General features: G+C 69.3%; 11 protein-coding genes. 8 read left to right on the top strand and 3 right to left on the bottom strand.

The annotated features are described in order from the left end of the window. Positions 1-78: 78 nt before the first annotated feature. The 3 genes from ACXC9Q_RS27225 to ACXC9Q_RS27235 are packed head-to-tail and all read right to left on the bottom strand — an operon-like array spanning position 79 to position 3,931. A complete protein-coding gene (locus ACXC9Q_RS27225) occupies positions 79-1,470 on the bottom strand; it encodes a sensor histidine kinase (protein ID WP_457059466.1) in 1,392 nt (463 codons plus the stop codon). Continuing rightward, a complete protein-coding gene (locus ACXC9Q_RS27230; protein ID WP_457059467.1) occupies positions 1,470-3,119 on the bottom strand; it encodes an FAD-dependent oxidoreductase in 1,650 nt (549 codons plus the stop codon). Before ACXC9Q_RS27230 ends, ACXC9Q_RS27225 begins: the two co-directional genes overlap by 1 nt. Before the next feature lie 53 nt (positions 3,120-3,172). Next, positions 3,173-3,931: a FadR/GntR family transcriptional regulator gene (locus ACXC9Q_RS27235; RefSeq protein ID WP_457059468.1), complete on the bottom strand. Its 759-nt coding sequence runs from the start codon at positions 3,929-3,931 to the stop codon at positions 3,173-3,175. Positions 3,932-4,121: 190 nt separating this feature from the next. On the opposite strand from ACXC9Q_RS27235, the gene ACXC9Q_RS27240 reads away from it, so the two are divergent. The 8 genes from ACXC9Q_RS27240 to ACXC9Q_RS27275 form a co-directional block, all read left to right on the top strand. Beyond that, positions 4,122-5,627, top strand: a complete 1,506-nt coding sequence (locus ACXC9Q_RS27240) for an ABC transporter substrate-binding protein (protein ID WP_457059469.1) — start codon at positions 4,122-4,124, stop codon at positions 5,625-5,627. Next, positions 5,624-6,574, top strand: a complete 951-nt coding sequence (locus ACXC9Q_RS27245; protein WP_457059470.1) for an ABC transporter permease — start codon at positions 5,624-5,626, stop codon at positions 6,572-6,574. The genes ACXC9Q_RS27240 and ACXC9Q_RS27245 overlap by 4 nt, the downstream gene beginning before the upstream one ends. After that, entirely contained in the window at positions 6,571-7,389 is an 819-nt protein-coding gene (locus ACXC9Q_RS27250) for an ABC transporter permease (protein ID WP_457059471.1), read from the top strand. Before ACXC9Q_RS27245 ends, ACXC9Q_RS27250 begins: the two co-directional genes overlap by 4 nt. Continuing rightward, positions 7,386-8,384 carry an ABC transporter ATP-binding protein gene (locus tag ACXC9Q_RS27255; protein WP_457059472.1) on the top strand — a complete coding sequence of 333 codons (999 nt, stop codon included), beginning with the start codon at positions 7,386-7,388 and terminating at the stop codon, positions 8,382-8,384. Before ACXC9Q_RS27250 ends, ACXC9Q_RS27255 begins: the two co-directional genes overlap by 4 nt. Continuing rightward, positions 8,377-9,264 (top strand): ATP-binding cassette domain-containing protein, encoded by an 888-nt coding sequence (locus ACXC9Q_RS27260; protein ID WP_457059473.1) that lies wholly within the window; start codon positions 8,377-8,379, stop codon positions 9,262-9,264. Before ACXC9Q_RS27255 ends, ACXC9Q_RS27260 begins: the two co-directional genes overlap by 8 nt. Continuing rightward, positions 9,261-10,694, top strand: coding sequence for an aldehyde dehydrogenase family protein (locus ACXC9Q_RS27265; protein ID WP_457059474.1), 1,434 nt, complete (start codon positions 9,261-9,263; stop codon positions 10,692-10,694). Before ACXC9Q_RS27260 ends, ACXC9Q_RS27265 begins: the two co-directional genes overlap by 4 nt. A 369-nt stretch (positions 10,695-11,063) precedes the next feature. Continuing rightward, a complete protein-coding gene (locus ACXC9Q_RS27270; RefSeq protein ID WP_457059475.1) occupies positions 11,064-11,858 on the top strand; it encodes an SDR family NAD(P)-dependent oxidoreductase in 795 nt (264 codons plus the stop codon). A 41-nt stretch (positions 11,859-11,899) separates the two neighbouring features. After that, the coding region (locus tag ACXC9Q_RS27275; RefSeq protein WP_457059476.1) for an amidase family protein at positions 11,900-12,369 on the top strand (470 nt) is incomplete at its 3' end.

Consider the following 12,369-nt stretch of genomic DNA (forward strand, 5'->3'; position numbering starts at 1 on the left):
CACAGCCTGGGCCCACCGCACCCAAACCACCGCAGCTTGACACCCCTAACAGCAGGGGTGTCTGTCGATCGGTACAGGTCAGCCGGCGCCGATGGGCTGATGCGGCAGCCGCACCTGCAGCGTCGTCTCGCCGGGGTGGGAAGTGATCGTGATCGTCCCGCCATGGTGTTCGGCGACGATCCGTTGCGCGATGTCGAGCCCGAGGCCGGTGCCCTTGCCGACCTCCTTCGTCGTATAGAACGGCTCGAACGCGCGAGCGGCGACCTCCGGCGGCATGCCGGGGCCGCTGTCGGTGAACTCGACGACGATCCGGTCGCCGTCGGCGCGGGTACTGATCCGCAGCGTCCCGGCGCCGTCCATCGCGTCGACGGCGTTGTCGATCAGGTTCGTCCACACCTGGTTCAGCTCGCCGGCGTACGCGTCGATCCGCGGGACGTCGGCGCCGTACGACCGGATCACCTCGATCCCGCCGCGGAGCTTGTGCCCGAGCATGACCAGCGTGCTCTCGATCCCCTCGGTCACGTCGACCGTCTGGATCGAGCCGCGGTCCATCTGCGAGTACGAGCGCACCGCCGCAACCAGCTCCGTGATGCGCCGGGTCGACTCCTTCACCTCGCCCAGCAACGTCGCCGCGGAGAGCGTGCTGGCAACCCATTCCAGCCCAGGCTCCAGTGAGTCGCCCAGTACGTCTGCCGCACGATCGCACCACTCGACACTGGTCCCGGCGGCGGCCAGTGGAGGTGCGATCAACCAGTCCTGCTCGATGCCGTGCTCGTCCAGCCACTCCGAGATCGTGTTCTCGTGGTCGGCGAGGTCGACTGGATCGGGGGCCGCGGTGCCGGCACCGAGCTCGAGACGCAGGTCGTCGAGCGAGCTGAACTGAGCAGCCGTCACCTCGCCGTCCGCGAGACGCCGGAGTGCCGAGAGCAACGAAACGCAGGCCGTGTCGAGAGCGCTGACCGAGCGCGTGGCCGCGGCGGCGGGGTTGTTGATCTCGTGTGCGAGCCCGGCCGCGAGCGTTCCGAGCGTGATCAGCGCGTCCCGCTGCCTCGCCGTCGACTCGATCGCGCGCGCGGTCCCGTACACGCCCTTGATCAGATGCCCGCCGAGTGGGAACCAGGCGTCGATCCGCTCGCGCAACACCTCGGCCGGCAGCCGAAGCACTCGGCCTTCGGTCAGCCCACGGCCGCTGGCGAGGTAGACGCCGTGCTCGTCCCACGCGCGGAACCCGCCGGCCCAGCGGCCCGCGACGTCGATCTTGCCCATCACGGTGTCCTCGCGGCCGATCTTGCGGTGCAGCGCGATCGCGCCGTCGACCAGCACCCACCAGAAGTCGGCAGGCTCGCCCTCGTGGAACAGGTCGCGGCCGGGCTCGATCGCCACCTCGGTGCTGCCGTCGATCAGCTCGTCCAGCTGCGCGTCGGTCAGCCCGGCGAAGAGGGGGATGCCCCGCAGGTCGTCGGCGTTCATCAGACGGTCGCCAGATAGCGGTGGACGAGATAGATCGACATGGCGCCCTCGCCGACAGCGGACGCGACTCGTTTCATCGAGTCGAGCCGGACATCACCGGCCGCGAACACGCCCGGCACGCTGGTCTCCAACGCGTACGGCGGTCTCCGCAGCGACCAGCGATCCAGCGCGACCAGATCCGGCCCGGTGATGACGAACCCCTTGCCGTCGCGTACGACGGTGTCCCCGAGCCACTCGGTCCGTGGCGAGGCGCCGGCGAAGATGAACAACCAGCTCGCCTGCACCTCCTCGACCCGGCCGGACTCCCGCTCCGCCAGCGTCAGCGCCTCGAGATGACCGTCGCCACGGCAACCGACCACCTCGGTCCGGCAGCGCACCTCGATGTTGGTCGCGCTGCTGATCTTGTCGATGAGGTACCGCGACATCGAGGTCTCGAGGGTGTCCCCGCGGACCAGGAGCACGACCCGTTTGGCATAGCGGGCGAGGTTGAGGGCCGCCTGACCGGCTGAGTTCGCCGCGCCGACGACGTACACCTCGTCGCCCTGGACCTGACTGGCCTCGCTCGCCGTGGCGCCGTAGTACACGCCGCGGCCGGTCAGCTCGCTGAGGCCGGCGAGGTCGAGGCTGCGGTACGAGACGCCGGTCGCGACGATCAGCGCGCGGGCCTCGATCTCGCCGGATCCTTCGAGCAGTACGGCGTGCACCGGGCCGCGGGACTCGAGTCCGACGACCGATCGGGCCAGCACCATCTCCGCACCGAACCGGGATGCCTGGGCGACCGCTCGCTGGGCGAGGTCGGAGCCGGTCAAGCCGCGCGGGAATCCGAGGTAGTTCTCGATCGCCGCGCTCAGCCCGGCCTGGCCGCCGGGTGCCTCACGCTCCACGATCACCGTGCTCAGGCCCTCGGACGCCGCGTAGACCCCCGCCGCCAGGCCTGCGGGTCCACCTCCGACGATGCAGACGTCGTACAACGGCTGCTCGGCCCGGGTTCGCAGACCGAGGGCGGAGGCGAGGTCGACAGCGGACGGCGCGCGGAGGGCGTCGCCGTCAGGCACCAGGACCAACGGCAGGTCGCTGTCGGTCGCGGCGGCGAGGTCGCGGAGCCGTTGGCCCTCGGCGTCGCGCTCGACGTCGTACCAGAGGTACGGCACGTGGTTGCGGGCCAGGAACGTCTTGATGTCATGCGCGCGGTCCGACCAGCGGTTGCCGACGACGCGAAGATCGGACGTGTGCTCGGGGTTGGCGTGCCGCCAGTCGTCGAGCAGGTCGTCGACGACGGGGAACAGCTGATCCTCGGGCGGGTCCCAGGGCTTGAGCAGGTAGTAGTCCAGGCCGATGTCGTTGATCGCCTTGATGGCGACGTCGGTGTCGGCGTATGCGGTGAGCAGGAGGTACTTCGCGCCCGGTGCGTGCTCGCGGGCCTGTTCGAGCAGTTCGATGCCGGTCATCCCGGGCATCCGCTGATCGGTCGCGATCAGCGCGATCGGCTGGTTACGCAGGGCGAGTTTGGTCAGCGCGGCCAGCGCCTGGGCGCCCGACGTCGCCTTCACCACGAGGTAGTCGTCGCCGTAGCGCCGGCGCAGGTCGCGGGCGATCGCCGCCGAGACCATCGGGTCGTCGTCGACGCTGAGAATCGCCGGTTTGTTCACACTGTGCCCCCCGCTGCTGTGAACCGATCCCGTCAGAATGCCACGAGATCCGCCTACTCATCTATCAGCGCGCGAAGCGTTTCCCGTGCGGGTTCGGGCACGTACCCGGCGTAGTAGTCGTACATGTTCTGCCGCGCGATCCGGGCCGCCGCGTGACCGTTGCCGGAGCGGATCGCCGCCACCACCTCGGCGTGGTGCCGCAGCGATTCCAGCATCAGGGCCCGGCTGTTCGGCGCGTGCGCGATCTTGTCCGAGATCAGGCTCAGGACGACGCCGCGGACGACCTCGTTGCAGGTCTGGATCAGGGAGTTGCGGCTGATTCGCGCGATCACGTCGTGGAAGGCGAGATCCGCCTCGCTGAACGCGGCGAAGTCGATGTCGATCGCGGCGCGCATCGCGACCAGCGTCTCCTCCATCTCGGCGAGCTGCTCGGGCGTGCGCAGCCGGGACGCGACCTGGATCGCGGCGCCGTCCATGATCATCCGGAACCCGATCAGCTCGCTCAGCGTGAGCTCGTCGACCCGCGCGAGCCGAACCATCTGCTTGCGCAGCGCGGTCTGGGAGAACGGCAGGATCTCCGGCCCGTTCGGATCACCCGGCCGGGACCGGACCATGCCGTTGCTCTCCAGCACCCGCAGTGCCTCGCGCACAGTGGACCGGCTGACCTCGAACTGCGCCACCAGTTCGCGCTCGCTCGGCAGCCGCTGACCCGGCACGAGCTCACCCCGGGCGAGCGCCTCCTCGACCTGCTCGACGATCCGCTGGTACGCGCGGACCGGTTGCACCGGCTGGAACTGCGGGCCCTTCGCCATCCGGTGCACCCCCATTCGTCTTGACAGAGCCGTGTGGTGCGACAAACCTAGTGGCCCACTGATACCTAGTCCACTGGTCGGACCAGTCACAGCTGGACGGCGAAGTCCGCCGTACGGCGTGGTCCCGGTCGCGCGGCCGGACCGGGATCGTCAGAATGCGGCGACAGTTCGAGGTAACGGAGGAGTTCGCGTGAAGTCGTTTCCTGTCCGTGCGATCGCAGTCGCCGCTGCGGCGCTCTTGGCCCTGACCGCCTGCTCAGCCGGTTCGAGTACGTCGGGCGGCAGCTCGCCGGGAGGTGATCAGAAGCTGTCGATCGGCCTGGTCGCGGAGCCGGCCAGCCTGGACTTCACCACCACCGACGGCGCCGCGATCCCGCAGGCGCTGCTCGGCAACGTCTACGAGACTCTGGTCAAGCAGGACGACTCCGGCAAGGTCGTGCCGTCGCTGGCGAAGTCGTGGACCGTCTCGCCGGACCGCAAGACCTACACGTTCGACCTGGTCGACAACGCGAAGTTCACCAGCGACAAGCCGTTCACGGCATCCGACGCGGTGTTCAGCATCAACCGCGTCAAGACGGCGTGGACGACGTCGCTCAAGGCCGCGATGGACGTCGTGTCCGGCACGAAGGCGCTGTCGCCGACGCAGTTGCAGGTGACGCTGAGCAAGCCGAGCAACGACTGGTTGTTCCGGATGACGACCCGGATCGGCGCGATGTTCTCCGAGAGCGGCGTCAGCGCGCTGGCGACCCAGCCGATCGGCACCGGCCCGTACAAGTTCTCGACGTGGAACCGCGGCGACTCGATCGTGCTGCAGCGCAACGACAGCTACTGGGGGAACAAGCCGTTCTTCCACCAGATCACGTTGAAGTACTTCAAGGACCCGACCGCGCTGAACAACGCGCTGCTGACCGGGACGATCAACGTGATCGGCACAGTGCAGGCGCCGGAGGCGCTCAGCCAGTTCACGAGCAACGACAAGTACCAGGTGATCGAGGGCACCACGAACGGCGAGGTGCTGCTGTCGTTCAACAACTCGCGGCCGGTCTTCAAGGACCTCCGGACCCGGCAGGCGATCCGGATGGCGATCGACCACAAGGCCTTGCTGGACACGTGTTTCGCCGGTCGCGGCAAGCTGATCGGCAGCATGGTCCCGCCGACCGACCCGTGGTACGAGGACCTCACCGGCATCGCGCCGTACGACCTGGCCAAGGCGAAGTCGTTGCTGCAGGCCTCCGGTGCGGCCGGCAAGACGCTCCGGCTCCGGCTGCCGACGTTGCCGTACGCAACCTCCTGCGGCCAGGTGGTGAAGAGCCAGCTGGAGCAGGCCGGGCTGAAGGTGCAGATCGACCAGCTCGAGTTCCCGGCGGCCTGGCTGACCACGGTCTTCAAGAACGCCGACTACGACATGTCGATCATCGCGCACGTCGAGCCCCGCGACCTGGGGGCCGTGTTCAACGCGAAGTACTACACCCGGTACGACGACCCGACGCTGCAGGGCTATTTGGCAGCGGCGGACGCGGGTGACGAGGCCGCGCAGGTCGACAACATGAAGAAGGCGGCGCGGCGGCTGTCCGAGCAGGCCGCGGGCGACTGGCTGTTCCTGCTGCCGAACCTGATCGTCGCGGACAAGAACATCAAGGGCCTGCCGCAGAACGCGATCACCGAGTCCTTCGACCTCTCCACGCTCTCCCGATGATCCTTCGCCTGCTCGAGCGCACCGCTGTGCTGCTGGTCAGCCTTGCGGTGAGCTCGGTGCTGGTGTTCGCGTTCATGGCCGTGCTGCCCGGCGATCCCGCCCGGGTGGCCCTCGGGGTGAACGCGTCCGACCAGGCCGTGGCCGAACTGCGCCGCCAGTTCGGCCTCGACCGACCGTTGCCGACGCAGTACTTCGACTGGCTCGGCGGACTGCTGCACGGCGATCTCGGTACGTCGTACGTGTCGAAGGTGGCAATCGGACCACAGGTGTTCGACCGGCTGCAGGTGACTCTGTGGCTCGTCGTCGCGAGCATGGTCATTGCGCTGGCGATCGCGGTGCCGGCCGGGACGATCATGGCTGCGCGGCACCGCAACGTGTCCGGGCTGGCCTTGTCCGCGGTGTCCCAGCTGGGAGTCGCCGTACCGGCGTTCCTCGCGGGGATTCTGCTGATCATGCTGTTCGCGGTGAAGCTCGGCTGGCTACCTGCCAACGGCTGGACACCGCCGGCGCAGGATCCGGCCATGTTCGTCAAGCAGTTGATCCTGCCTGCCTTGGCACTCGGTCTGGTGCAGGGCGCGGTCCTCACCCGCTACGTCCGTAGTGCAGTGCTCGATGTCTTGCGGGAGGACTATCTGCGCACGGCCCGGGCGAAAGGGCTGCGACCCTCCCCGGCGTTGTGGCGGCACGGTCTGCGCAACGCGGCCGTCCCGGTGGTCACCGTGCTCGGTCTCCAGCTCGCGACGTTGCTGATCGGTGCGGTGGTGGTCGAGCGGGTGTTCGTCATCCCCGGTCTCGGCAGTTTGTTGCTCGACGGTGTGTCGAACCGCGACCTCCTGCTCGTCCAGGATGTGGTGATGGTGCTGGTGGTCGCCGTACTGGTGGTCAACTTCCTGGTCGATCTGCTGTACGTCGCTCTCGATCCCCGGCTGCGGACGGGGGCGCGATGAGGCGGTTGAACCCGAGTCTGATCGCCGGCGGTGTGATCGTCGGAGTCATCGTGCTGATGGCGCTCGTCTCGTTCGTCTGGACGCCGTACGACGCGACGTTCGTGGACCCGGCGATCCGGTTGGCGAAGCCGTCGTGGGAGCACTGGTTCGGGACGGACAAGTTCGGGCGGGACGTGTTCAGCCAGATCATGGTCGGGTCGCGGACCACGTTGTTCGTCGGTGTGGTCGCGGTCGGCGTCGCGGCAGTGATCGGCGTACCCCTGGGAATCCTCGCGGCGATGGTGCGGCGGTGGCCCAGCGAGTTCATCATGCGGGCCAACGATCTGCTGCTGGCGTTTCCGGCGTTGCTGCTGGCAATCATGTTCGGCGCGGTGTTCGGGGCCAGCACGCTGACCGCGATGATTGCCATCGGCATCGCTTCGGTGCCGAACTTCGCGCGAGTGATCCGGAGTGGGGCGCTGCAGGTCATGCGGACCGAGTACGTGCTCGCGGCGCGGGCGGCCGGGCGGCGACCGGGGCCGATCGCGGTGCGGCACGTGCTGCCGAACGTGACCAGCCTGATCACCGTGCAGGCGTCGGTGTCGTTCGCGATCGCGGTGCTGGCCGAGGCGGCGCTGTCGTTCCTCGGCTACGGCACGCCGCCGCCGACGCCGTCGTGGGGGCGGATGCTGCAGGAGAGCCAGGAGTTCCTGTTCACCGCGCCGCGGCTGGCGATCTTCCCGGGTGTTGCGATCGCGATCGCCGTACTGGGGTTCAACCTGCTGGGCGACGGCCTGCGGGACCGGTTCGATCCGAAGCTGGAGGACCGGCGATGAGCGGCGACGTACTGAGCGTTCGCGGGCTGACTGTCACGGTCCGGGACAAGACCCTGGTGTCCGACGTGGACCTGACGGTGGGACCGGGGGAGCGAGTCGGGCTGATCGGGGAGTCCGGGTCGGGCAAGTCGTTGACTGCGCTGAGTGTGCTGGGGCTGCTGCCGGAGGACGTGGTGGCCGATGGCTCGGTGCGGTTGGCCGGGGTCGACCATGACCTGATCGGTGCGGACGAACGCCGCATGTCGCGCATCCGCGGTCTGCAGATCTCGATGGTGTTCCAGGAGCCGATGACCGCGCTGAACCCGACGATGCGGATCGGCGATCAGATTGCCGAAGTGATGCTGATCCATCAGACGCGGCTGGGTCGTGGCGCCGCGCGGGCCGAGGCGGCCGAGTTCCTCGAACGGGTGCAGCTGCCCGCGGATACTCTGCGGGCTTACCCCCACCAACTCTCCGGCGGTCAGCGCCAACGTGTCGTCCTCGCCATCGCGCTGGCCAACGACCCCGCGTTGCTGATGTGTGACGAGCCGACGACTGCCTTGGATGTCACCGTGCAGGCGCTCGTCCTCGATCTGATCGTGAAGGGCGTGGTGGCGCGGTCGTCGGCGCTGCTGTTCATCACGCACGACCTCGCGGTTGTCGCGACCGTGTGCGAGCGCGTGCTCGTCATGTACGGCGGGCGCGTGGTCGAGTCGGGGCCGGTCGGTGAGCTGTTCACCCGGCCACGGCATCGCTACACCGAGGGTCTGCTGGCAGCATCCGATCTCGAGACGGCCGACCGCCGGCTGACCACGATCCCGGGCAACGTCCCGCCGGCCGGTCAGTTCCCGTCCGGCTGCGTCTTCCGCACCCGCTGCCGCTACGCCACTGACCTCTGCGCCACCACTCCCGAGTGGTCCGGCACCGAAGCCGCCGGCTTCGCCTGCCACCACCCAGCCGGCGACCCCCACGACCCAGCCTCCGCCACCCAGCGGCCTGGAGGTGCTCATGCCTGACGCGGTTGTCCACGAGCACGTTCCGGCGGAGCGCGAGCCCGAGACGTCCCCGGCGATCCAGGTCGTCGATCTTGTCCGTGACTACCCCCGCCCGCGGACCTCGCTGCTCCGGCCGGCCCCGGTGGTTCACGCCCTGCGCGGCGTGAGCCTGGAAGTCAAGCGGGGCGAGCGCTTCGGCATCGTCGGCGAATCCGGCTGCGGCAAGTCGACCCTGCTCCGGATCATCGCCGCCCTCGACCAGCCCACCTCCGGGCACGTGATCGTCGAAGGCACCGACATCACCCGCCTCCCGGAGCGCCGGCTGCGGTTCCTCCGCGAGAACCTCCAGCTCGTCTTCCAGGACCCGATGGGCTCCCTCGATCCGCGGATGCGTGTCCGCGACATCATCGCCGAACCCCTCGTCGTACAAGGCCATCCAGCCTCCGGCGAGCGCGTCCGCGAGCTGCTCGAGGCAGTCGGGCTGTCGGCCGACGCGGGAGACCGGTACCCGCACCAGTTCTCCGGCGGCCAACGCCAGCGCATCTCGCTCGCCCGCGCGCTCGCCCCCCGCCCGCGGATCCTGATCGCGGACGAGCCGGTCAGCGCCCTCGACGTCTCCGTCCGTGCGCAGGTCCTCAACCTCATCTCGGACCTGGTCGACGAACTCGACCTGACCCTGGTGTTCGTCTCCCACGACCTGTCCGTGGTGAAGCACGTCTGCGACCGCGTCGCGGTGATGCACGCCGGCCAGGTCGTCGAGACCGGCTTCACCGGTGACGTGTACGCCGCACCGCGGCACCCGTACACGCAAGCCCTCGTCTCGGCCATCCCGACGCTGCCGCGCGCGTTGTCCGGGGCAACGACCTCCGACCTGCTCGCGACGAAGGGAGAACCAGCGTGAAGTTCCCAGCCGGCCTGCCGATCGGTGCGTCCTGGGTCGAGCCACCGTCGACCGCTCCGGTCATCTTCCCATACGACGGTTCGACGGTGGCGGACGCGCCCGTGGGATCCGTCGAGCTGGCCCGGCAGGCACTCGACCACGCCCTCGCGGTCCGCGAGACGGTTGGGCGATTGCCGTCGTACGTGCGCCGGAAAGTCTTGCAGAGCGTGCATTCCGCGGTCTCCGCGGAGCGTGATGCCTTCGTCGACCTGCTCGTCCTCGAGACCGGGAAGCCGCTGGTCGACTGCCGGGTCGAGATCGATCGCACGCTGCTCACGCTGGAGACGGCGGCCGAGGAGGTCGCCCGGCTGCATGGCGAGACCGTGCCGCTGGATCTGTTGCCGAGTGGCGAGGGGTTGCTCGGCTTCTGGGTGCGCAAGCCGATCGGGGTCGTGGTCGGCATCACTGGATTCAACTATCCGTTGCTGCTCGCCGCGCACAAGATCGCGCCCGCGTTCGCCGCCGGCTGCCCGATCATCATCAAGCCCGCACCGCAGACGCCGCTCGCCACGCTCTGGCTGGTCCACCTCATGCGCTCGGCCCTGCTCGGATCGGGTGCGCCTGAGAGTGCTCTCCAGTTGGTCACCGGGGGAGCGGACGTGGGCGCGACTCTCACCACGGACGGTCGTATCGGAGCTGTCTCCTTCACCGGTTCGGCCGCGGTCGGCCATCAGATCGCCCGCGATGCGGCGCCGACCAAGGTCCTGCTCGAGCTGGGCTCCAACTCCGCCCTGGTCGTCGCGGAGGACGCGGACCTCGACGCGGCCGCGGACGCCGTCGTGCGCGGCGGGTACTACGCATCCGGTCAGGCCTGTATCTCTGTCCAACGCGTCATCGCGGTCGAAACCATCCGTGACGCCTTACTCGAGAAGCTCGGCGCTCGTCTGCCCGCAGTCGTCGTGGGCGACCCACGAGATCCGTTGACCCGCGTGTCCGCGCTGATCGATCCCAGGTCCACCGCCCGCGTCCGCGAGTGGGTGGACGAGTCGGTCCACGCCGGCGCCACCATCGCGTACGCCGCTTCCGGGGACGTCCTGGGTCCGATCGTGCTGATCGACGTACCATCCGGTCAGCCCGCCTGGGACGAGGAGATCTTCGGGCCGGTGATCGCCGTACGGTCGGTGCCGGATCTCGACACCGCGTTGCGGACGGTGAACGAGTCGCGGTACGGACTGCATGCGAGTGTGTTCACGTCCTCGCTCGACACGGCGTTCACCGCGATCGACCGGCTCGAGGTCGGCGGTGTCGTGATCAACGAGGTCCCCGGCTTCCGCTCCGACGTGATGCCGTACGGCGGCGTGAAGGACTCCGGCATCGGCCGCGAAGGCCCCCGCTTCGCCATCGAAGAACTAACCACAACCCGAATGGCCATCATCCGCCCGAGCCCCTAACTGACCGACCCAACCCGACCCGACGCGACCCGACCCGACCCAACCCGACCCGACCGGCCCCACCACACCCACCTGACCCCGCCCCATCCGACCCGACCCCGACCCGCTCCACTCGACGCCGACCCCGCTCCACCCGACCCGACCCCCGACCCACCCGACCCCGACCCGCTCCACTCGACGCCGACCCCGCTCCACCCGACCCGACCCCGACCCCGACCCACCCGACGCCGACCCCGCCCCACCCGACCCGACCCCCGACCCACCCGCGCACCCCGCCGTTCGGCCGACTTTGTGCACCGGATCTGTGTCCGGCGCGGCCGATCGTGCGGATCCCGTGCACAGAGTGGGCAGATCACGAGAGGTGAGAACGTGACGGATTACGCGAGGTTGTTCCGGCTCGACGGGAAGCACGTGGTGGTGATTGGTGCCGGCAGCGGCATCGGTCGCGAGAGCGCGCTGGCTTTGGCCGCGCATGGCGCCCGGGTGACCTGTGCCGACCGGGACCTCCCAGGCGCCGAGGAAACGGTGGCCCGCGGCGGCGATGAGCCCACCGGATCAGCTGGCGGGCTCACGGCGTACCAGCTGGATGTGCTCGATGATGCGGCGATCGAGCGGGCGGTCGGCGAGCTCGGGCCGGTCGACGTACTGGTCTTCACCGCGGCGACCAACGTGCGGAAGCGGATGGTGGACTACAGCGGCGAGGAGTTCGACCGGGTGGTGTCGCTCAACCTGCGGGCGTCGTTCCAGCTGATCCGGGCCTTCGGCAAGGAGATGGCGGCGCGGGGGAGCGGCAGCATCATCGGGTTCAGCTCGATCCGCGGTACGACGGTCGAGCCCGGGCAATCGGTGTACGCGGCAACCAAAGCCGGCCTCGTCCAGCTGCTCCGGACCGCGGCCGCCGAACTCGGACCGTACGGCGTCCGCGCCAACGCGATCGCCCCCGGCGTCGTCGAGACCCCGCTGACCGCCCAGATCAAGGCGAACCAGGCCTGGTACGACGCCTACGCGCAGAAGGGCGCGCTCGGTCGCTGGGCCCAGCCGAGCGAACTGGCCGGCGCGGTCGTCTACCTCGCGTCCGACGCCGCCAGCTTCGTCACCGGCAGCGTCCTCGCGGTCGACGGCGGCTGGACCGCGGTCGACGGGCGCTTCGATCCACCCAACTGAGCATCCGCGGACCTCGTTCGATCCCGACCCAAGGAGCCTGCATGAGTCTCGCCGATCTGACCGCGACCGAGCTGCTTGCCCAGTACCGGAACGGCTCCGTCTCACCCGTCGAGGTGATCGACGACGTACTCGCCCGGGTCGAGGAGCTGGAGCCGCGGATCTGCGCCACGTACGCGCTCGACCCGGACGGTGCCCGGGCCTCGGCCCAGGAATCCGAGCGCCGCTGGCGTGACGGGGTCGCCGGTGCGCTCGACGGCGTACCCGTGACCGTCAAGGAGAACATCGCCACCCGCGGCACCCCGGTCCCACAAGGAACCGCCGCCACCGAGCTGATCCCGGCCACGGAGGACGCGCCGGCGGCGGCTCGGCTCCGGGCCGCCGGGGCGGTGATCTTCAGCAAGACGACGATGCCGGAGTACGGGATGCTCTCGTCAGGCGTGTCGACCTTCCACCACCTGACGCGCAACCCGTGGGACCTGTCGAAGACGGCCGGCGGCTCGAGCGCCGGCGC

The sequence above is a fragment of the Kribbella sp. CWNU-51 genome (assembly GCF_054073265.1).